This window comes from Arthrobacter sp. KBS0703, from assembly GCF_002008315.2.
GTDB lineage: Bacteria > Actinomycetota > Actinomycetes > Actinomycetales > Micrococcaceae > Arthrobacter.
In genome coordinates this window covers 2,425,403-2,445,867 of record NZ_MVDG02000001.1, presented here as the reverse complement: position 1 = coordinate 2,445,867, position 20,465 = coordinate 2,425,403, and the positions used below count along the sequence as shown (strand labels likewise).

General features: G+C 65.9%; 23 protein-coding genes and 1 tRNA gene. 15 read left to right on the top strand and 9 right to left on the bottom strand.

Translation table 11 applies throughout. The features are described 5' to 3' along the window. Positions 1–171 precede the first annotated feature (171 nt). The 7 genes from B1A87_RS11545 to B1A87_RS11515 all read left to right on the top strand — a co-directional run bounded on the left by B1A87_RS11545 (position 172) and on the right by B1A87_RS11515 (position 5,922). Positions 172–1,053: a phage holin family protein gene (locus B1A87_RS11545; protein WP_078026366.1), complete on the top strand. Its 882-nt coding sequence runs from the start codon at positions 172–174 to the stop codon at positions 1,051–1,053. A 55-nt stretch (positions 1,054–1,108) separates the two neighbouring features. Beyond that, positions 1,109–1,732 carry a CDP-alcohol phosphatidyltransferase family protein gene (locus tag B1A87_RS11540; RefSeq protein ID WP_078026367.1) on the top strand — a complete coding sequence of 208 codons (624 nt, stop codon included), beginning with the start codon at positions 1,109–1,111 and terminating at the stop codon, positions 1,730–1,732. Further along, positions 1,732–2,640, top strand: a complete 909-nt coding sequence (locus B1A87_RS11535) for a DMT family transporter (RefSeq protein ID WP_078026368.1) — start codon at positions 1,732–1,734, stop codon at positions 2,638–2,640. The genes B1A87_RS11540 and B1A87_RS11535 overlap by 1 nt, the downstream gene beginning before the upstream one ends. A gap of 96 nt (positions 2,641–2,736) precedes the next feature. Then, entirely contained in the window at positions 2,737–3,933 is a 1,197-nt protein-coding gene (locus B1A87_RS11530) for a glycosyltransferase (RefSeq protein ID WP_078026369.1), read from the top strand. Between the two features lie 94 nt (positions 3,934–4,027). Then, positions 4,028–4,101, top strand: a tRNA-Ile gene (locus B1A87_RS11525). A 163-nt stretch (positions 4,102–4,264) separates the two neighbouring features. After that, a complete protein-coding gene (locus tag B1A87_RS11520; protein ID WP_078026370.1) occupies positions 4,265–4,591 on the top strand; it encodes a hypothetical protein in 327 nt (108 codons plus the stop codon). A 140-nt stretch (positions 4,592–4,731) separates the two neighbouring features. Beyond that, positions 4,732–5,922, top strand: a complete 1,191-nt coding sequence (locus tag B1A87_RS11515; protein WP_078026371.1) for an acyl-CoA dehydrogenase family protein — start codon at positions 4,732–4,734, stop codon at positions 5,920–5,922. Between the two features lie 54 nt (positions 5,923–5,976). Here the strand turns inward: B1A87_RS11515 and B1A87_RS11510 are convergent, their stop codons facing one another. Further along, positions 5,977–6,525, bottom strand: a complete 549-nt coding sequence (locus B1A87_RS11510; RefSeq protein ID WP_078026372.1) for a M23 family metallopeptidase — start codon at positions 6,523–6,525, stop codon at positions 5,977–5,979. 421 nt (positions 6,526–6,946) lie between these two features. Here B1A87_RS11510 and rpsB point away from each other — a divergent pair, with 421 nt between their 5' ends. The 6 genes from rpsB to B1A87_RS11480 all read left to right on the top strand — a co-directional run bounded on the left by rpsB (position 6,947) and on the right by B1A87_RS11480 (position 11,956). Next, positions 6,947–7,831: a 30S ribosomal protein S2 gene (rpsB, locus tag B1A87_RS11505; RefSeq protein WP_078026373.1), complete on the top strand. Its 885-nt coding sequence runs from the start codon at positions 6,947–6,949 to the stop codon at positions 7,829–7,831. A 128-nt stretch (positions 7,832–7,959) separates the two neighbouring features. Continuing rightward, positions 7,960–8,796, top strand: a complete 837-nt coding sequence (gene tsf, locus B1A87_RS11500) for a translation elongation factor Ts (protein WP_078026374.1) — start codon at positions 7,960–7,962, stop codon at positions 8,794–8,796. A gap of 125 nt (positions 8,797–8,921) precedes the next feature. Beyond that, entirely contained in the window at positions 8,922–9,659 is a 738-nt protein-coding gene (gene pyrH / locus B1A87_RS11495) for a UMP kinase (protein WP_078026375.1), read from the top strand. A gap of 98 nt (positions 9,660–9,757) precedes the next feature. Further along, entirely contained in the window at positions 9,758–10,315 is a 558-nt protein-coding gene (gene frr / locus B1A87_RS11490; RefSeq protein WP_078026376.1) for a ribosome recycling factor, read from the top strand. After that, positions 10,315–11,238: a phosphatidate cytidylyltransferase gene (locus B1A87_RS11485; RefSeq protein ID WP_078026377.1), complete on the top strand. Its 924-nt coding sequence runs from the start codon at positions 10,315–10,317 to the stop codon at positions 11,236–11,238. Before frr ends, B1A87_RS11485 begins: the two co-directional genes overlap by 1 nt. Before the next feature lie 130 nt (positions 11,239–11,368). Then, entirely contained in the window at positions 11,369–11,956 is a 588-nt protein-coding gene (locus B1A87_RS11480) for a DivIVA domain-containing protein (protein ID WP_395940243.1), read from the top strand. A 58-nt stretch (positions 11,957–12,014) separates the two neighbouring features. Here the strand turns inward: B1A87_RS11480 and B1A87_RS11475 are convergent, their stop codons facing one another. From B1A87_RS11475 to B1A87_RS11460, 4 genes are read right to left on the bottom strand one after another with little or no spacing between them, the layout of a single operon-like run. After that, positions 12,015–13,481 carry a cation acetate symporter gene (locus B1A87_RS11475; RefSeq protein ID WP_078026378.1) on the bottom strand — a complete coding sequence of 489 codons (1,467 nt, stop codon included), beginning with the start codon at positions 13,479–13,481 and terminating at the stop codon, positions 12,015–12,017. Then, positions 13,478–13,831 carry a hypothetical protein gene (locus tag B1A87_RS11470; protein ID WP_078026379.1) on the bottom strand — a complete coding sequence of 118 codons (354 nt, stop codon included), beginning with the start codon at positions 13,829–13,831 and terminating at the stop codon, positions 13,478–13,480. Before B1A87_RS11470 ends, B1A87_RS11475 begins: the two co-directional genes overlap by 4 nt. Next, on the bottom strand, positions 13,828–14,550 hold the full coding sequence (locus B1A87_RS11465) for a LytTR family DNA-binding domain-containing protein (protein ID WP_078026380.1): 723 nt from the start codon (positions 14,548–14,550) through the stop codon (positions 13,828–13,830). Before B1A87_RS11465 ends, B1A87_RS11470 begins: the two co-directional genes overlap by 4 nt. Positions 14,551–14,586: 36 nt before the next feature. Further along, positions 14,587–15,783: a sensor histidine kinase gene (locus tag B1A87_RS11460; RefSeq protein ID WP_078026381.1), complete on the bottom strand. Its 1,197-nt coding sequence runs from the start codon at positions 15,781–15,783 to the stop codon at positions 14,587–14,589. Positions 15,784–15,947: 164 nt separating this feature from the next. Here B1A87_RS11460 and B1A87_RS11455 point away from each other — a divergent pair, with 164 nt between their 5' ends. Then, positions 15,948–16,328, top strand: coding sequence for a DUF485 domain-containing protein (locus B1A87_RS11455; RefSeq protein ID WP_078026382.1), 381 nt, complete (start codon positions 15,948–15,950; stop codon positions 16,326–16,328). A 56-nt stretch (positions 16,329–16,384) separates the two neighbouring features. Next, positions 16,385–17,941, top strand: coding sequence for a cation acetate symporter (locus tag B1A87_RS11450; protein ID WP_260681046.1), 1,557 nt, complete (start codon positions 16,385–16,387; stop codon positions 17,939–17,941). Between the two features lie 97 nt (positions 17,942–18,038). On the opposite strand, the gene B1A87_RS11445 is transcribed toward B1A87_RS11450, so the two are convergent. The 4 genes from B1A87_RS11445 to B1A87_RS11430 all read right to left on the bottom strand — a co-directional run bounded on the left by B1A87_RS11445 (position 18,039) and on the right by B1A87_RS11430 (position 20,417). Next, positions 18,039–18,701, bottom strand: coding sequence for a hypothetical protein (locus B1A87_RS11445; RefSeq protein ID WP_260680798.1), 663 nt, complete (start codon positions 18,699–18,701; stop codon positions 18,039–18,041). Between the two features lie 35 nt (positions 18,702–18,736). Beyond that, entirely contained in the window at positions 18,737–19,141 is a 405-nt protein-coding gene (locus B1A87_RS11440) for a DUF4383 domain-containing protein (RefSeq protein ID WP_078026384.1), read from the bottom strand. Between the two features lie 115 nt (positions 19,142–19,256). Next, positions 19,257–19,799 carry a hypothetical protein gene (locus B1A87_RS11435; protein ID WP_078026385.1) on the bottom strand — a complete coding sequence of 181 codons (543 nt, stop codon included), beginning with the start codon at positions 19,797–19,799 and terminating at the stop codon, positions 19,257–19,259. A 144-nt stretch (positions 19,800–19,943) separates the two neighbouring features. Then, on the bottom strand, positions 19,944–20,417 hold the full coding sequence (locus tag B1A87_RS11430) for an Lrp/AsnC family transcriptional regulator (protein WP_078026386.1): 474 nt from the start codon (positions 20,415–20,417) through the stop codon (positions 19,944–19,946). Positions 20,418–20,465 lie beyond the last annotated feature (48 nt).

Genomic DNA, 20,465 nt, shown 5'->3' with positions numbered 1-20,465 from the left:
CCTAGGGTGCAAAGATCATACTTTTACAGCGTTGGAGGGCTCGCCGGAAAGTATTTCCAGAAGTTGGGGAAGACCCTGAATGATAGTTTTGTCACCGGGGACGCGCTGAGCAACAGTCCGACCCGGAGAAGCCGAAGAAGAATCAACTATGGAACCAGTTAGGCGGAACCTATGAGCGGGCGTCACAGCGGGCGGGCCAACCAGGGATTGCGTATTACTGCGCTGCCAAAAACGTTGAAACTCATCTTCCAGTTGGCGCCGCGCCAGCTCAACGACGAGATTGCCCTGGCCAAGGTCGAGGTCAAGCGCAAGGGCAAGCAGCTGGGCGTTGCCGGAGCGTTTTTCGGAGTGGCCGCCGTGTTTGCCGCCTTCCTGCTGACCGGCCTGATCGTCGCCGCCATCATGGGACTGGCCACCATCATGCCTGCCTGGCTCGCGGCACTGATCGTATGCGCCGTGTTCCTCATCATTGCCCTCATCGGCGGGCTCGTCGGCCTCCGGAAGTTCAAGCAGGCAATGCCGCTCGTCCCGGAGGACACTATCCGCGGCCTTAAGCATGATCTTGGCATCGCCAAGGAAGGCTCGGACTTCGACCCCGCTGTGCTGGACCCGAACTCGCCGCAGGCCAAGGCTGCCAAGGAAGCCAAGGAGGCTGCCAAGGCCAAGGAGAAGACAGACAAGGAAGCCAAGGCCGCAGCAGAGGCCGTTGACCTGCCCGCCCCCACCGAGCCGGAACTCCGCCGCCGCCTGCACCAGCGCCGTGAACACCTCAAGGGCGTCCGTGACGAGCTTGGCGAGGAGATCGACGTCAAACCCCAGGCCCAGGCCCTCCTTGCTCTTGCCCGGCACCGCCTGGACAACGGCAAGGACAAACTCCGGGAAGGCACGGAGCGGGCGGCCGAAAAGCTTTCGTCACTGTCGTCATCGGCCCGCTCCGGAGAAAACCGGGGCTCCCTGCCGGGGCAGCTGGAAGCCCGCTGGAAGCCGCTGCTCGCCCTCGCCGCATCCGCCGCGGTCCTGCTCGCGCTGCTACGCAAACTGTTCAAGAGCTGAGCGCTGCCCTGAACTTTGACAGGAAGACGCCGCCCGCCATGGAGAGGGGGACCGGATGAGGTTCACCGGCGCTGGTTCCGGGCCCGGCCAGCCGCACGTCGACCGCGATCTGGTCTTCACCATCCCCAACTTCCTCACGGTTCTGCGCTTCATGGGCGTGCCGCTCTTCATCTGGCTGGTGCTTTCCCGGCACGAGTACGGACTGGCTGTTCTGGTGCTGGCCGTCATGGGCGGCACCGACTGGGTTGACGGGTACGTCGCCCGGCGGTTCAACCAAACCTCCAAGCTGGGCCGCGTCCTGGACCCCATTGCCGACCGGCTGGCGCTCATCGCCGTGGCGGTCACACTGGTGATAGCAGAAGTGGTGCAGTGGTGGTACCTGGCCGCACTCCTGGTGCCGGATGCCGTGTTGCTCACCATGTCGCTGTTCTATTTCCACGGCCATCCGGATCTGCCGGTCAGCATGGTGGGCAAGGCCCGCACCGGACTGCTGCTGCTGGGAACTCCGCTCCTGGTGCTTTCGAAACTGGCCATACCCTTTGCTGATGCCTACTTCGTTGCGGCGTGGATCGTGCTCGGCCTGGGGCTGCTCGGCCACTGGGTGGCCGCCTACAACTATTTCTGGGCCATCCGCCGGAAAGGCAAAGTGCTTGCTGCTGACGACGGCGGGCACGGCTGATGGTGTGGGTTGCGGTTTTCCTCGCGGTCATGGGCGCATTCTTCCTGGCCTTTGGCGCCCAACGGCAGGGGAGCGCGGTCAAAGCCGACACCGGCGGGCTGGCGCTCAGCTCCAACGGATTCCTGCGCCTGCTGCGGAATCCCCGGTGGGTTTTCGGGCTCCTGCTCTTGTGCATGGGCATGGCGATGAACGCCGTCGCCCTGGTGTCGGCCCCGCTGACCGTCGTGCAGCCAATCGGAGCCATCGCCCTGGTCATCACCACCATCGTGAACACCAAGGACCAGGGGCTGAGCATCAACCGGGCCACGGTGGTGGCGATCACCGCCTGCGTCACGGGCTCGGCGCTGTTTGTTCTCCTGGCCGTGTTCGTTACGCAGGAAAACCACCACGTCAGTTCCGCCGACGAGCTCACCATTGTCCTGCTGCTTGCCCTGGCCGTGAGTATCTTCGGCACGCTGGCGGCCATGTTCAAGCACCGCATGAGCGCCTTCATCTACATCCTTGGCGCCGGCGTCCTGTTCGGATTCGTGGCGGTGCTGACCCGGATCATCGGCAAGCACCTCATCGATCCGAACGGTTTGGCCCTGCTGAACGTGCAGTGGTACTCGGTGGTTGCCATCGCAGCGGCAGGAGGCCTGGGGTCCTGGTTCGTGCAGAGTGCCTACTCCACCGGCCCGCCGGACCTGGTGATTGCCGGGCTGACGGTGATTGATCCCATTGTGGGCATCGCGATCGGCATCGCCATCCTGGGAGAGCTGCGTCCGGATGTCCACGCCGTCTTGGCGATTGCCATGGGTACGGCCGCATCCCTTGCTATCGTGGGAGTGATAGCCCTCTCCAGGCACCATCCCGAAGTCACCAAGCGCAAGAAAGACGCTCGGAAGGCTGCAGGCAGGGCATCCCACTAGCCGATTTTTCACTGCGGGCCAGGCGCCAACGCGCCAGCGGCCACCAGGTGCGGTCTGTCAAAGCCAACCGCACCGTGACCATCAGGAGCTCTCCACGTGACCATGCCCGATGCCCAGCGTCCACTGACCGTCCTCATTGCGGCGGACACCTATCCGCCCCACGTCAACGGCGCAGCACAGTTCGGCTACAGGCTGGCCCAGGGAATGACGGCCCGCGGACACAACGTCCACGTTCTCGCCTGCCGGCCGGACAAGGGTAAAAGCTTCACCGAAATCCGCAAGGAAGCCACCGTCCACCGGCTTCGCTCGCACGGTGTCTTCACGCACGAGTATTTCCGGATCTGCTTCCCGTGGGAGATCAAGAAGGAGATCAGCCTGCTGTTCGACAAGGTTCAGCCGGACGTAGTGCACATCCAGAGCCACTACATGATCGGCGAGCACGTGCTCTACGAAGCCGCGAAGCGCGGTATCCGGATCGTGGCCACCAACCATTTCATGCCCGAGAACCTCAACCCGTTCCTGCCGTTCCCGCAGTGGTTCAAGGACATCATCGGGAAAATATCCTGGAAGGACATGGGCAAGGTGATGGGCCAGGCGGATGTCGTGACCACGCCTACCCCGCTGGCCGCCAAGGCCATGCACCAGCACGCCTTCCTGCGCAAGGTGCTGCCGCTGTCCAACGGCATCGACTCCGCTGCCTACGAGCTCAGGCCGGACGAGGTCATTGAGCCGCACGCTCATCCCACCGTCCTTTTTGCGGGCCGGCTGGCGGAAGAGAAGCACGTTGATGTGCTGATCAAAGCCGTGGCGGCCAGCCCCGCGGACCTGAACGTGCACCTGGAGATCGTGGGCGGAGGGGAAGTCCGGTCTGCGCTTGAGGCGCTCGTGGAGCGGCTCGGCCTGCAGGACCGGGTCAGGTTCCTGGGCCTGGCCAGCGACGAGGACCTGCGCAAGGCGTACATCAGGGCGGACATCTTCTGCATGCCGGGAACCGCGGAGCTGCAGTCGCTGGTGACCCTTGAAGCGATGTCAGCCTCCACACCTGTGCTCCTGGCCGACGCCATGGCCCTTCCCCACCTGGTGCGGGACGGTGAGAACGGCTATCTGTTCACGCCCAACGACAGCGCGGACCTGGCGGAGAAGCTGACGCGGATCCTGCGCCTGCCGGCCGAGGAGCGGAAGGCCATGGGTCACGCCAGCCGCTGCATGGTGGAGCCCCACAGCATCCAGGGGACCCTTCAGACCTTCGAGGACCTGTACCGTGGCGCGAGCTACGACGACAAGGTGGTCTAAGGCCAAGGTGGTCTAGAGCCGGCCGCCAGTTTGCTAGAGTGTTTTTGCCCTGCAGATGGCGGACCCCGGTGAGGGGCCGCAGCATCCGGGGCGTGGGGCTATAGCTCAGCTGGTTAGAGCGCGGGACTCATAATCCTAAGGTCCTCGGTTCAAGTCCGAGTAGCCCTACCCGAAAAGTGCCCCTGAGCCGCGGAAACGCGGCTCGGGGGCACTTTCATTGTGATGCCGGCCCGTGAAAGCGTCGGGCGAGGTTCCGACGGCCGTTCTTCCGTTGGAGGATCCGTCGGTGGTTACCGGTCGGGACGGCGGAGATGGTGCCTAAGCTTGCGCCATGAATATCGATCCGGACGCGGCAGGATTGCTCGCCCAAGTCATCCCCTCCCTCTTGGTCTTCCTGGCCCTTGAAGACAGGTTGTCTCCCGCGAACGTGCCTCGTCGGAAGGTGCGGAGAAGGCTGTCGAAGTGGCGGGAAGTGGCAGTCATCATGAACCTGGCTGCCCTCTTTCTTTGCCTGGTCATCGTGGTGACAGGGTTGGAAAGCGCCGGAGTGAGCTGGTTCATTGGCGTCAGCGTCGGTTACCTGGTGGCGGTCCTGGCGCTGCTTTTCGCGGCCATGTTCGGAAAGGAAGAAGGGCGGGGCCTGAAGAGGTTGCAGTAGTCACATGCCAGTGGCCGCACGCGGGTGTGCTCCGCGGGCTTTGTTTCCCAGGGCAACTGCGGTAAGTTACTCACCAGTAACATACTGCTGACGCAAGGCGCGGCCGTCAGGCCGGTGCTGATCACCCGCGAAGGAACATCATGTCCACAGCTGCGACCGACATTAACGACCTGCCCTACGCCGACGGCGACTTCTTCGCCTTCGAGCAGCTGCTCAACGGCAAAGAACAGGACCGGCTGGCCGAGATCCGCTCCTTCCTGGCCCGCGAGGTGAAGCCCATTGCGGTGGACTGCTGGAACCGGGGCGAGTTTCCGATGGAGCTGATCCCGAAGCTCGCCGAGATCGACCTCGTCAGCCCGGTGCGCCGCCAGGGCTACTCCAACCTCTTCGCTGGCATCGTGCACGCCGAGGTCACGCGCGCGGACACGTCCATTGCCACATTCATGGGTGTCCACGACGGACTCTTCACTGGGTCCATCGAGGCGCTCGCCTCCCGCGAGCAGCAGGACGCCTGGCTGCCGGACATCTACGCACTCAGGAAGATCGGTGCCTTCGGCCTCACGGAACCCCTGGGCGGCTCCGACGTCGCCGGCGGAACGCGCACTACGGCCCGGCGCGAGGGTGACCAGTGGATTCTCAACGGCGCAAAGCGCTGGATCGGGAACGCGACCTTCTCCGATTGGGTAGTCATCTACGCCAAAGACGTGGCTGACAACCAGGTGAAGGCATTCCTCGTGGCCACCACGCTGCCCGGGTTCAGCGCCACCAAGATCGAGAACAAGATATCGCTGCGGACCGTGCAGAACGCGGACATCACGCTCAAGAATGTGGCCGTTCCGGAGTTCTTCAAACTCGCCCATGCCAACAGCTTCCGCGACACCAACAAGGTCCTGAAGGTCACCCGTCTCGCAGTGGCGTGGCAGGCCGTGGGCCAGCAGCTTGCCGCCTTTGACGTCGCCCGGCGCTACGCGGTGGAGCGCCACCAATTCGGACGCCCCCTCGCGTCGTTCCAGCTGGTGCAGAGCCAGCTGGTCCAGATGCTGGGCAACACCGTCAGCTCCATGGGCATGATGGTGCGGTTGTCGCAGCTCGAAGACGCGGGCCAGGCCAAGGATGAGCAGTCTGCTCTGGCCAAGGCGTTCACCACCGCCCGGATGCGCGAGAGCGTGGCCATTGGCCGCAGCCTGCTCGGCGGAAACGGCATCGTGACCGACTTTGAGATGGCCAAGATCTTCGCCGACGCAGAGGCCATCTACTCCTACGAGGGCACCCATGAGGTCAACACGCTGGTGACCGGCCGTGCCATCACCGGCATCTCGGCCATCGTCTAGCCCCACGTGTAGTCCCGGCCGCAATCCCGCCCGATCCCGCCCGACCCCGCAGGGTCAGTCGGGAGGCCGTCCGTCCAGGGGCAGCAGGACCGACGGCCGCAGGTCCAGGACGAATTCCAGCGGGTTAACGTACTCGTCGCCCCGGCGCACGCCCCAGTGAACGCAGGGCGTCGGGCCGCAGTGCCCGGCAAGAAGCGTGCCCAGGAGCTGCCCCTTGGCCACGGCGTCGCCTTTCGCCAGCGTGCTCGCCACGGGTTCGAAGCTGCTGCGCAGGCCGTTGCCGTGGTCCACGGTGATGACGGGCCGGTCCACCACGACGCCCACAAAGCTCACGGTGCCGGACTCCGGCGCGGTGACCGGTCCGCCGTCGGACGAGGACTTCAGGTCCACGCCCCGGTGGCCACTGAGCCACGGCTTGTCCGGCGGGTCAAAGGCCCGCAGGACCGCCGGCCGGGGAGTCAGCGGCCAGCTCCACGAGCCCGCCGCCGGCAGCGGAGCACGGAGGCTGACGGGGGCAGCCGGAGCGCCGGCGGCAGGCACGGTTGCCGGTGCTGTTGCGGCAGCCGCGAGGAACAGGAGGGCGATGAGCGCGGGGGCTTTCATTCACCCAGCTTCGCCGCCGGGACCGGCGGCCGGAACCGCCTCTTCGGCGTATGTGGAAAACGCCGCCGGCGGCCCCGGAACTGGTGCTTTTGCCACGTGCCCCTGTAGTACACTTGGTGGAGCAGTTTGCTGTGCCCTCAACGTATTCCAGTCTCTGGGGTAGCGTCAGCACGCCCCATTCAGGAGTGCGGGGGAGCAGCAGCTGACTACGCGTATCCAGCCCTCCAAAACCGGAAGCCGATGCTTCCCGCCGAGGAGGATTGTGCCTCTTGCGGTCAGGCCGGCAACGGTCCTGATGAGAAGCGCAATGGATGCCAGGAGCTTGGCCCGCCTGGGCGAAGCTAAATAACCGTCAACTATTGGCAGGGTAAGAGCGGCCCATGGGCTCTCTCATGAATGACCTGCCGGAAGGAGCGTCGGCATGCCCGTCGTAACTATGCGCCAGCTGCTTGACAGCGGCGTCCACTTTGGACACCAGACCCGTCGTTGGAACCCGAAGATGAAGCGTTTCATCTTCACGGAGCGCAACGGCATCTACATCATTGACCTTCAGCAGTCGCTGTCCTACATCGACCGCGCCTACGAGTTCGTGAAGGCCACCGTCGCGCACGGCGGAACCGTACTCTTCGTCGGCACCAAGAAGCAGGCTCAGGAAGCAATTGCCGAGCAGGCCACCCGTGTTGGCCAGCCGTACGTCAACCAGCGTTGGCTCGGCGGTATGCTGACCAACTTCCAGACGGTTGCCAAGCGTATCCAGCGCATGAAGGAACTCGAAGAGATCGACTTCGACGACGTCGCCGGTTCCGCTTACACCAAGAAGGAACTGCTGCTCCTTCGCCGCGAACTCACCAAGCTTGAGTCCAACCTCGGCGGTATCCGCAACCTGACCAAGGCACCCTCCGTGCTCTGGATCGTGGACACCAAGAAGGAACACCTGGCCGTTGACGAAGCCAAGAAGCTCAACATCCCCGTTGTGGCCATCCTGGACACCAACTGCGACCCGGACGAAGTCGACTTCCCGATCCCCGGCAACGACGACGCCATCCGCTCCGTGAACCTCCTGACCCGCGTTGTTGCTGACGCTGTTGCAGAGGGCCTCATCGCCCGCAACCAGCGCGCAACCGGCACTGCCGAGACCCCGGAAGAGCCGCTGGCCGAGTGGGAGCGCGAACTCCTCGAGGGCAGCAAGTCCGAGGAAGCTCCGGCAGCCGCCGAAGCACCGGCCGCTGAAGCTGCTCCTGCTGAAGATGCTGCCGCTGCAGAGGAAGCCCCGGCCGCTGCCGAGGCTACCGACGCCGAGAAGTAAACAACTCCACCGGGATTTCCCGGCTCTGTCCGCAGTGCCGGGGTAACTGACAGGATGGCGGCTCACCAGGTGAGCTGCCGTCCTGTCGGTCCGTACACCACATAAATTTTCTAGACAGAGGGGTTCACATGGCGAACTACACTGCCGCTGATATCAAGGCTCTGCGCGAGCGCACCGGCGCCGGCATGATGGATGTCAAGAAGGCTCTCGACGAAGCCAACGGCGACGCCGAGAAGGCCATCGAGATCATCCGCATCAAGGGCCTGAAGGGCGCTACCAAGCGCGAAGGCCGCTCCACTGCTGAAGGCCTGGTTGCTGCCAAGGTCGACGGCGGCGTGGGCGTAATGATCGAGGTCAACTGCGAGACCGACTTCGTCGCCAAGGCTGACAAGTTCATCCAGCTGGCCGACAAGGTCCTCGCCATCGCCGTCGAGTCCGGCGCCGCCGACCTCGAGACCCTGCTCGCCACCGACGTGGACGGCAAGCCGCTGTCCGAGGTCGTTGTCGAAGAGGGCGCTGTCCTCGGCGAGAAGGTAGTGGTCCGCCGCATCTCCCGCATCGAGGGCGCCACGGTCGACGCTTACCTGCACAAGACCTCCAAAGACCTCCCGGCCCAGGTCGGCGTTCTGTTCGCTGTTGACGGCGAAGGCGAAGCCGCTGTAACGGCCGCCCACGACGTCGCAGTCCACATCGCAGCCATGGCTCCGAACTACCTCTCCCGCGAAGACGTTCCGGCTGAACTCGTTGAGTCCGAGCGCCGCATCGCCGAAGAGACGGCCAAGGCCGAGGGCAAGCCCGAAGCCGCCATGACCAAGATCGTGGAAGGCCGCGTTACGGGCTTCTACAAGGGTGAAGTCCTGGTTGACCAGGCTTTCGCCAAGGATGCCAAGAAGTCTGTGGCGCAGGTCCTCGAAGAGGCCGGCGTCAAGGGAACCGCCTTCACGCGTTTCCGCGTCGGCTCCTAGTCAGACACGCAAGGGGGTGGTCACTTCGGTGGCCGCCCCTTTTGCATGCACGGGCCAGGCGGGAATATGAGCTTTGGCCGTGCAGCACGATAATCTAGCTCAGAGTTCACCAACGGGAAGGCACCATGGAAGCCGTCAAAACTTCAGTCCAGTCAGAGAAGAACAGGCGCCGGGTCCTCCTGAAGCTGTCCGGTGAGGTCTTCGGAGGAGGCAAGCTGGGCGTTGACCCGGACACCGTCCGGGGAGTCGCCAAGCAGATCGCCGCAGCCGTTCCCGACGTCGAGGTTGCCATTGTCGTGGGTGGCGGAAACTTCTTCCGCGGAGCCGAACTCTCCCAGAGCGGCATGGACCGGTCGCGTGCCGACTACATGGGCATGCTGGGAACCGTCATGAACTGCCTCGCCCTGCAGGACTTCCTGGAGCAGGCCGGCGTCGAGACCCGGGTCCAGAGCGCCATCACCATGGGCCAGGTCGCCGAGGCCTACATTCCCCGCCGTGCCATCCGCCACATGGAGAAGAACCGCGTCGTGATCTTCGGCGCCGGGGCCGGGCTGCCCTACTTCTCGACCGACACCGTGGCCGCCCAGCGCGCCCTCGAGGTCCACGCGGACGTGGTGCTGATGGCCAAGAGCGGCGTGGACGGCGTGTACACGGCCGATCCGAAGAAGGACCCGAGCGCGGAGAAGCTGGAAAAGCTCAGCTACGACGACGCCCTCCGCCGCGACATCCGGGTCATGGACCAGACCGCGATGACCATGTGCAAGGACAACAACCTGTCCATGGTGGTCTTCGGCATGGAAGGCGAAGGCAACGTCACGCGCGCCATCCGCGGCGAACAGCTGGGAACGCTGGTCACCCCCTAGTTACAGCTAGGATATTTTTAGGAAGGTTCCGCCCATCGGGCGGAACCCGGATTGTGAAATGCCCCGGTCCGCCGGGAACCAATTTCTGAGGAGAGATCGTGATCGAAGAAACCTTGCTCGAAGCCGGGGACAAGATGGACAAGGCGGTTGAGGTAGCCAAGGAAGACTTCGCCTCGATCCGGACCGGCCGGGCAACCCCGGGCCTGTACAACAAGGTGATGGTGGAGTACTACGGCACCCCCACGCCGCTCCAGCAGCTGGCCTCCTTCGCGGTTCCCGATGCCCGCACCATCCTCATCACCCCGTACGACAAGACTGCCCTGCGCGACATCGAACGGGCCCTCAGCGATTCGGAGGTCGGCGCGAACCCGTCCAACGACGGCAACGTCATCCGCATCACCATCCCGGAGCTCACGAAGGAACGCCGCAAGGAGTACGTCAAGATCGTGAAGTCCAAGGGTGAGGACGCCAAGATCTCGATCCGGAACATCCGGCGCAAGGCCAAGGAAACCCTGGACAGGCTCGTCAAGGACGGCGAAGCAGGGGAGGACGAAGGCAGCCGCGGTGAAAAGGAACTCGATGCCATGACCAAGCAGCACGTCGACGGCATCGACGAACTGCTCAAGCGCAAGGAAGCTGAGCTGCTCGAAGTCTGATGGGCCAGGCACAGCAGGCCCCCGGAGCCCGGGCGCGATCGCGGACCCGCCAGCCGAGGCCTAACCCGACCCCCGGGGCCGGACGCAACCTGCCGGCGGCAACCGCCGTCGGATTGGCCATGCTCTTTGCCGTGCTGGGCGGCCTGCTGTTCCTGCCGCTGGGGTTCGTCGCCGTCACCACTACCTTTGCCATTTTCGGCGTGTGGGAAATCTTCCGTGCCCTCGAGGCCACCGGCACACGCCTGCCGATCGTCCCCGTGATGGTCGGCACCGTGGCCATGCCGTTCTCCGCCTACTTCGGCGGACCGGAAAGCCTGCTGTTCGCCATGCTGATCAGCAGCGTTGCGGTGCTGCTGTGGCGGTCCGTCGAGAGCGCAACCGGCTCGGCCCGGAGCATCTTCGCCGGCGTCTTCACCCTGGCCTGGGTTCCGTTCCTGATCAGTTTCGCGGCGCTGCCGCTCCACGTGGCGGGCGGTGTGACTCCGATCGGCCCCTGGCCCGGCGGCGTGGTGCCGGAGGGGGCGTGGCAGATCGTCATCCTGCTCCTGCTCGTGGTCTCCAACGACACTTTCGGTTACCTCGTGGGGGCATCCCTCGGCAAGCACCCCATGGCTCCCAAGATCAGCCCCAAGAAATCATGGGAAGGCTTTGCCGGGTCCATGGCCGGCGCCATGCTGATCGGTGTCCTGGCAAGCATCTTCCTGCTGGGCAAGCCGTGGTGGGTGGGCGTGGTCCTGGCCGTCGGCATGGTTGCATCCGCCACCGCCGGCGACCTCGCCGAGTCCATGGTGAAGCGCGAACTGGGCATCAAGGACATGAGCAGCATCCTGCCCGGGCATGGCGGGGTCATGGACCGGCTCGACTCCATTGTGTTCGCGTCCCCGGTGGCGTACATGCTGTTCGTCCTGGTGTCCGGCACCTGACACTCCGGCCCTGAGGCTCCGGCCCTGGGGGTCCGGGTTTGCCGGGCACGGCTCTGCCGGGTCCCCGCCGGCTAGCGCGGCGCCCTACAATATTGCGGTTACTACTGAGCTGAAAAGCATTGAAGGAAACATGGTGAGAGTGGACAGCAAGCGGCAGATCCCCGCGTCTTTCGAGCGTGTGGCGCGGACCGACTACGGCTACAACGCCAAGCAGGTGGACCAGTTCCTGCAGCGGGCCCGTGTATCCCTGGAGACGCCGGCGGCGGCCGTCCACCCCATCAAGAGCGCCGACGTCCGGTCGGTGTCTTTCGACCCGGTCAAGGGCGGATATTCCGCTACGGCGGTTGACGCGGCCCTCGATCGGCTCGAAGACGCCTTCGCCCGCCGCGAACGCGACGAACTCATCGCGGTGCAGGGGGAGGATGCCTGGCTGCGGCAGATCGGGCAGCTTTCCGGAACGCTTCGGGGCCGCCTGCACAGGCCCGACGGCGAGAGGTTCCGCCACCCGGTCAAGAAGAAGGCGCGGAGCTACAACACCAAGGACGTGGACAGGCTCTGCAAGGACCTGATCGGCTACCTTGAGGAGGACAAGCCGCTCAGCGTGGACAACGTCCGCCGGGCCGTGTTCCGTCCGGCCGTCGGAAAGGACGGCTACGAGGAAACCCAGGTGGACGCATTCCTGGACCGCGTCGTCGAACTGATGGCCGCGATCGACTGAACGGCGTCACCCGCCGCTGAGCGTCCGCGTTCCGTAGGCTGGGGCCGCCGGAGCCCGCTCAGCGTTCCGTGGCGAGCGGCCTTTCGGGCGTGTGCAGCCTGGTCATGACCTTGGTGATGGTCCGCGGCACGCGTGCACTGGTTGCCCGGGACGTCAGGATCATGACGGCAAAGGCTGCAGGCACCGTCCAGGCCGCCGGCTGGGCCAGCCAGGACGGCGTCCCGGCCGCCCCGAGCACTGTTCCGGCCACCATGGCCCCGCCGCACAGCACGCCTCCCGTCACCATGCCCGCAATGGCACCGGCATCGGTCAGGCCCCGCCACCAGATTCCCAGCAGCAGCACCGGGCAGATCGTGGAGGCCGTGAAGGCGAAGACCAGGCCCACGCTGCCGGCGAGGGCCAGCGAGTCCGTCGTGAATGCCAGGCCCAGCGGAACCGTGGCTGAAACCAGCGCGGCCAGCCTGAAGCCGCGGACGCTGCCCCCGAGCACGTCCTGGCTGATCACGCCGGCCAGGGAAACCACCAGCCCTGACGTCGTGGACAGGAAGGCGGCGAAGGCTCCGGCCACCACGAGGGCCGACAGCAGTTCGCCGGCAGGCCCGCCCACGAGGCGTCCCGGCAGCAGCAGCACCACGGCGTCGGCCTGCCCTGTGTCGGCGAGTTCGGGTGCGAAGACGCGACCCAGCAGTCCGAAGGCCGTGGGGAACAGGTAGAACACGGAGAGCAGGCCCAGCACAATCAGGGTGGTGCGCCGGGCGGAGTGCCCGTCCGGATTCGTGTAGAAGCGGACCAGGACATGCGGCAGGCCCAGGGTTCCGAACAGCAGCGCCACCAGAAGCGAGATGTTTTGGTACGGGCCGGCCGGAACCTGGCCCGTGGGGTTGGTGGCAGGGGCGGCCTCTGCCGGAAGATCGTTTCCGCTCAGGACAAAGACCATGAAGATGATGGGGACGGCCAGCGCCGTGAGCTTGAGCCAGTACTGGAATGCCTGCACAAAAGTGATCGAACGCATGCCGCCTGCAACCACGGTCAGGCACACCACCACAACCACCGCGGTGGACCCTACCCAGGGCGGCAGGCCCGTGGTGGTCCGGATCGTCAGGGCGGCGCCGTGCAGCTGGGGAACAATGTACAGCCAGCCCACAATGACCACTGCCAGGCTCGTCACCCGCCGCACGGCGCGGGAGTCCAGCCGCGCCTCCGTGAAGTCCGGAATCGTGTAGGCCCCCGAGCGGCGGAGCGGGGCCGCCACGAACAGCAGGAGCATCAGGTAGCCGGCCGTGTACCCCACGGGATACCACAGGGCATCAGTGCCGGACAGCAGGATCAGGCCGGCCACGCCGAGGAAGCTTGCGGCAGACAGGTACTCGCCGCCGATCGCGGAGGCGTTCCACCAGGGCCGCACGGTGCGGGAAGCCACGTAGAAGTCGCCGGTGGTCCGGGAGATCCGGAGCCCGTAGAAGCCGATCACCGCGGTGGCCACCGACACGGCGGCAACGGCGGCGATCCCGACGGCGGGGCTCACAGCTTGTCCTCGGCGAGGTCCCGGTACCGCGCCTCGTTGCGCGTGGCGCTGCGGATATACAGCCACGCGCTGATCCCGGCCACCGGATAGATTCCGGCGCCCAGCAGGAGCCAGTCAAAGGGGATTCCCGCAATCCGGGTTTCGGCCAGCCCGGGGATGGCACCGAGCAGCAGGGGAAACGCGCCGAGAATCAGCAGGAATCCGCCCGCAACCACCAGGGCGAGCCGCAGCTGGGACCGGATCAGGGAGCGGACAAACACCTGCCCCATTTCCGATTCCTCGGCGGCCTCCCGCGGCTCGGTTGCCGGCCTGGCCGCGGAACGGGGCGCCGTCACCCTGACGCGTGTCATGCCTGCGGCCGGATCCGGGTGGCCTCGAGCTTCTCCCGGACGGCCGGCAGGTGACGGCGGCTGATGGGCAGCTCGGCATCCTCCACAGTGACGCTGGGACGGACCGCGGCGAGCTTCAGGTGCGTGACGTGCGAGAGCGCAATGAGATACGAACGGTGGGTGCGGATGAAGCCGGCGTCCGCCCACTGCTGTTCAAGGTCCGCCAGGGGAACGCGGATGAGGTAGCTGGCATCGGCCGTGTGCAGCCGCGCATAGTCCCCCTGCGCCTGGACGTAAGTGACGTCGTCGCGCCGGATCATTCTGGTGGTGCCGCCCTGGTCCACGGTGATCATCTCCGGGGCGGGGCCGCCGCCGTCGCGGATCAGCTCGCTGATCCGGCCCACGGAGCGGGCCAGCCGCTCCGCCCGGACGGGCTTCAGCAGGTAGTCCACCGCGGCCAGCTCGAAAGCCTCCAGGGCGCAGTCCTCGTCCGCGGTGACAAAGACGACGGCGGGTGGCCGGCTGCTGCGGGAAATGACCCTCGCGATCTCCAGGCCGGACACTGCCGGCATGTGGATGTCGAGGAAGACGGCGTCCACAGTTTCGGCTTCGAGGGCCCGCAGCGCCTCGGCGCCGGAGGACGCGCGGAAAATGGTGCCGATCCTCTCATCCCTGCCCAACAGGAAGGCGAGTTCTTCGATGGCGGGCAGCTCGTCGTCGGCGACGAGTACGTTAATCATGGTTCTAGGTTATCTGCCGGCCGGGCCGCGGGGTTCTCAGGCGTTGTGCCCCGGCTGGGACTTGGGGACCCGCATGGTGATCAGCGTCCCCTCGCCGGGGGCCGTCTCGATCACCAGCCCGTGGTCGTCGCCGTACACCTGGCGAAGCCGTGCGTCGACGTTCCGCAGCCCGACGTGTTCCCCGTCCAGATGTCCGGCCAGCATGGACTGAAGCTGCACCGGATCCATCCCCACGCCGTCGTCCTCGATGGTGACCTCCGCGAAGGCGCCGGAATCGTTGGCGGAGATGGTGATGTGGCCGGGGCCTTCCTTCGCCTCGAGGCCGTGCCGGACCGCGTTTTCCACGAGCGGCTGCAGGCTCAGGAACGGTATCACCGTGCTCAACACCTCCGGCGCGATCCGCAGGCTCACCTGTACCCGGTCACCGAACCGGGCCCGTTCCAGCAGGAGGTACCGGTCTATGCACCGCAGCTCCTCGGCGAGCGTGGTGAAGTCCCCGTGCCGCCGGAACGAGTAGCGGGTGAAGTCCGCGAACTCCACCACCAGTTCGCGGGCCCGCGCCGGGTCCGTGTTGATGAAGGAGGCAATGGCGTTGAGCGAGTTGTAGATGAAATGCGGGCTGATCTGTGCCCGCAGCGCCCGGACCTCCGCTTCCATCAGGAGGGTCCGCGAGGCATCCAGCTCCGCCAGCTCCACCTGGGCGGCCACCCAGTCGGCCACTTCGGTGGTGGCGCGGACCAGGCCGGCTCCGGCGGAAGGGGCAAAGGCCGCAACAACCCCCACCACCCGGGAGCCCGCCCGGATGGGCGCGATGACGGCGGACGCAATCGAACCGGATTTCCGGGGAGGCACCTGCAGGTCGCCGGCGCTGAACATCTGCGTCCTCCCGTTGGACAGCACATCGGCGGCGAGCTCCATGAGCCGGGGCCGGAGCTCTTCGCCGGGACCGTCCCAGGCCAGCACCCCGGACACGTCGGTGATGGCCAGGGCGTCGCACCCCAGCAGGGCCCGGAGCTGCCGGCTGGCCTTCGCAGCACCGGCCGGGTTCAGCCCCGTCCGGAGGTGCCGGCCGGCCTTCGACGCCGCATGAAGGGTGTTGTAGGTGGCACGCTCGGCGTCGGTCCCCAGCTCGCGGAAGGAGCGGAGCACCTTGAGGCCAACCCCGACGACGACGGCAATCGCCAGGGCGATCACCGCCACGGCGGCGACAGCGTAGAGAGGGGAGTCGGGCATGTTGCCCAGCGTAGCGCGTGCCGTTTGTCGCAGCATCGTGACCGCTAGGCGACCGGTTTCCGCAGGTACTGGAACCTTTCCCAAGACCGGAGCACAGTGATAGGAGTCACACTGGCCTGGAGCGTGCGAGCCCGTGTGGGAGAAAGTCTCAATGAGGAGGAACGATGGGTAACAGTGCCCGAACTCCGGACGTCGCGGCGTCCGCGGACTTCGAGGAAGTCCAAGCCACCGAGCAGTTCCAGAAACTGCGCAAGCGCCACCGCAGCTTTGTTTTCCCCATGGCCGTGGCATTCCTGCTGTGGTACTTCGCCTACGTCCTGCTGGCCGACTATGCGGTCGACTTCATGTCCACCAAGGTGTGGGGGAACATCAACGTGGGGCTGATCATGGGCCTGCTCCAGTTCGTCACCACCTTTGCCATTACGGGCTGGTACGTCAGCTACTGCAACCGGAAGCTGGACCCCATCGCCGCGGAGATCCGCCACGGCATTGAGGGCCACGAATTCGACAAAGCGGGCAACCGCATGGGTGGAGCATCCAAGTGATCAGCATTCCTACAGCGGTCGACGTCGCCGCGCTCAAGGACACCACGCTCCTGAACATGGGCATCTTCGCCCTGTTCGTCGCCGTCACCATGGTGATCGTCCTGCGGGCGAGCCGGAACAACAAGACCGCGGCCGACTACTACGCGGCCGGCCGCTCCTTCACCGGGTCCCAGAACGGCACCGCCATCGCCGGTGACTACCTGTCCGCGGCATCCTTCCTGGGGATCACCGGTGCCATCGCCATCAACGGCTACGACGGCTTCATGTACTCCATCGGATTCCTTGTCGCCTGGCTCGTGGCGCTCCTGCTCGTGGCCGAACTGCTGCGCAACACCGGCAAGTTCACCATGGCCGATGTCCTCTCCTTCCGGCTCAGGCAGCGTCCGGTCCGCATCGCCGCCGCCATCTCCACCCTGGCAGTGTGCTTCTTCTACCTGCTGGCCCAGATGGCCGGTGCGGGCAGCCTGATCTCCCTGCTGCTGGGCATCAGCGACTGGGGCGGCCAGGCCCTGGTGATCATCGTCGTGGGCGCCCTCATGATCACTTACGTGCTGATCGGCGGCATGAAGGGCACCACCTGGGTGCAGATCATCAAGGCCATCCTGCTCATTGCCGGTGCCGCCGTGATGACGCTCTGGGTCCTGGCCATCTACGGCTTCAACCTGTCCAGCCTGCTGGGTGCGGCCGTGGAGACCTCCAACAACCCCAACGTCCTGAACCCGGGCCTGCAGTACGGCAAGACCGAAACATCCAAGCTGGACTTCATGTCCCTCGGCCTCGCCCTGGTTCTCGGCACGGCCGCCCTGCCGCACGTGCTGATGCGCTTCTACACCGTGCCCACGGCCAAGGAAGCCCGGAAATCGGTGGTGTGGTCCATCTGGCTGATCGGCCTGTTCTACCTGTTCACCCTGGTCCTCGGTTACGGTGCCGCTGCCCTCGTCGGTGCGGACACCATCAAGGCTGCTCCCGGCGGCGTCAACTCCGCCGCCCCGCTGCTGGCCTTCTACCTGGGCGGACCGCTGCTCCTGGGCTTCATCTCCGCGGTTGCTTTCGCCACGATCCTCGCGGTGGTGGCCGGACTCACCATCACCGCCGCGGCGTCCTTCGCCCATGACATTTACGCCAGCGTCATCGCCAAGGGAAAGGCCGACGCCGACACTGAAGTCAAGGTGGCCCGCCGCACCGTGGTGGTCATCGGCATCATGGCCATCCTGGGCGGCATCTTCGCCAACGGCCAGAACGTCGCCTTCCTGGTGGCGCTCGCGTTCGCCGTCGCCGCATCCGCCAACCTGCCCACCATCATCTACTCGCTGTTCTGGCGCCGGTTCACCACCCAGGGCGCAGTATGGAGCATGTATGGCGGCCTGGCATCGGCGATCATCCTGATCGTGCTCTCACCGGTGGTGTCAGGGGCCAAGACGTCGATGATTCCGGGAGCCAGCTTTGCGATCTTCCCGCTGAGCAACCCGGGCATCGTGTCCATCCCGCTGGCCTTCCTCCTCGGCTGGCTGGGCACGGTCCTGGACAAGAACCGCGAGGACCGCAGCAAGCAGGCCGAGATGGAAGTCCGCTCCCTGACCGGCGTCGGTGCCGAGAAAGCCGCTGATCACTGATTCCGTGATCTAGCTCCGGGCCGCTGACCGGCCAACAAGACAGAAGCCCCCGCGCGTAGGCGCGGGGGCTTCTGTGTGCCTGGCTGCTGGTGCTGCTTCAGGGACCGTGGTGTCCGGCCGCGCCGCCGGAATGGCTGCCGTGCGGGACGGCGAACTGGCCGGCCGTGGACCCCGCGAGTCCCGGCGTCGCGATGGCCGCGACCGCCAGGGCGCCGGCGAAGGCAGTGGCGAGGAGCCGCCCGGCACCCGTTCCACCGGAGGCGGGCCGGCCGCCGTCGACATCAACGCCGCCGTCATCACCGCCGGGCTGCCGGCCAAGCCAGGCTTTGGCAGCGATGATCATAAGGGTCAGCAGCAAGGCAGCGAGGTGGCTGAGGCTGAGGCCGGCCATGTCGCCTCCTGCGCCCGTGACGATGGCCAGCACGTGGACCGCCGCGGCTGCCGGGAGCGCCGCTGCGGATGTGCGGGCCCAAGGAAAGTTGCCGTTCCGCAGTGCCGCCACCGTCCAGGCGAGCAGGGTTGCTCCCCACAGGGCGGCAGCCACGGCCAGGCCGGTCTGCCACGGCGGCCCGGTCCCGTCCGCAGCGAACAGGCTGGAAGAGACTGCCAGATTGACGGAAGCGGCGCCGAGACCCGCGAAGCCTGCGAACAGCCGGACGGCTGCCTCCCCGGGCGACGCCGGCGGCGGGGCATCCGCCGTCGGCGTTTGTCTTATCAAGCCCGCTTCCCGGCGGTTGCGGAGCTCTGCCTCGCGCTGCATGGGGGTTGGCTCTCTGCTGCCCTGGCCGAGTACACCTAGGCGCGGGCGGCCACGGGGGCCTTGTCCATGGACAGGCCGACGCCCAGCAGCAGAACGGCGCTGGCCAGGTGGAGCACGTTGTCCGCTCCGTTGAGGGCAATGATGTTCAGCGGCGAGCTGAGCAGGAACAGGCCGAGGATGCCCACCAGCAGGTACACGGCACCGACGCCGGCGTTGACGGTGCGGGCCAGCTGGACGTTTTTCAGGCCCGCGGACAATAGTGCGGCGCCGATGGCGAGGTGGATTACGTTGTGCAGCGGGTTGACCTCGAAGATGATGAGGTTGGCGCCTTCGGTGGAGAAGAAGCCGATTCCCGCTGTCACGGCGAATCCGACGAGTCCCACGAGCAGGTAGACGGCTCCGAAGACGGTGGCGATAAGGCGGTTCGGTGAGTTGCGCATGGCCCGAATCCTTCCGGTTAGGCCGGGGCGCCTGCCCCGGCCGGACTGCGGAGCCCCGGGCGGGGCTCTCGGAAGCAATTCGGACCGTGGCGGCCCGTGGATGGGTGGGCGGCGGTCAGCCCTTCGGCTTGAGCCGGATGTTGACCATCTTCAGCTCGTCCTTGCCGGCGAAGCGGTATACGAGTGCAATGTCCTTGCCGTCGCAATTAATGACTCCGGTCACATCGGCGATATTGGATCCGCTTTCGGAGCTCATCTTGAGGTCGTCGTACACAGTGGCGCAGGACTGGTCCAGCTTGAGGCTCTCGACGCCGGAAGCGAAATCCTCCTTGGTCAGCTGTTTCTTGAGCGCCGGGTCCATGAAGTCGTCGTAGGCCTTGTCCGTCTCCCCGGCGAGCACCAGCTTGGTGAAGTCGTCCGCAAGGTCAGAGGCCTTCCGCGTAGCCCCGCCCACGAGGTTCAGCAGCAGCAGCACTCCCACCACCACCAGCAGCAGGACGCCTCCGACGATCCCCACGACGATCCACAGGCCCTTGCGGCTCCTCGCCGGAGGCTGGCCCGGCAGCCCGAAGGGCGCGGGAGGGAGCGGCCGGCGGCCGCGGAACTGCTGGCCGTACGGTTGCTGACCGGGCTGATACGGGTCCTGTGGGTTGCTCAACTGGAGCCTTTCCGGCAACCGCCACACGGGCGTACCTGATTACTGGGCCGTTGCCGGCGCCCGGGCATGTCTCGAGTCATTTTACGTGGCAATATCCTGTGGCCCGATCCCCTGGGCGGATCGGCCCCGGGCGGAACGGCGGCATCACTCGGCTGCGGAGCCACGGTCCAGCAGGGGCTGGATCCGGAACGGAATAAGCTCGCCCATGGCCAGGGCTGTATCGGTCCTGTCCACGCCGTCGCACGCGAGGATTTTTCCGTTGATCCGGAAGAGGTCTTCGGCGTCAAGTGCCACTACGCGGAGCAGAAGGTCGGCCGAACCCGTCAGGCCGTAGCCTTCCAGGATCTCGGGCACGCTTGCCAGCTCTTCGGCGAGCCGGCCCAGTTTCTGCTGCTGGACGTGCACCGAGATGAAAGCCATGAGCGGGTAGCCGAGCGACACCGGATTGATGCGGCGTTCGAAGGAGAGGAAGACGTGTTTCTTCTCGAGTTGGGCCATCCGTGCCTGGACCGTGTTCCGGGACAGTCCCAGCTTCTGGGCCAGGGCCACCACGGTCCTGCGCGGATCCCGGGCCAAGGCTGAAAGCAGCCGCGTGTCAGTGCCATCCAAAGCTTGCATAATGCGCAAGGCTAGCACGGTCCGGGTCGGCCAAATGGTGCATTGTGC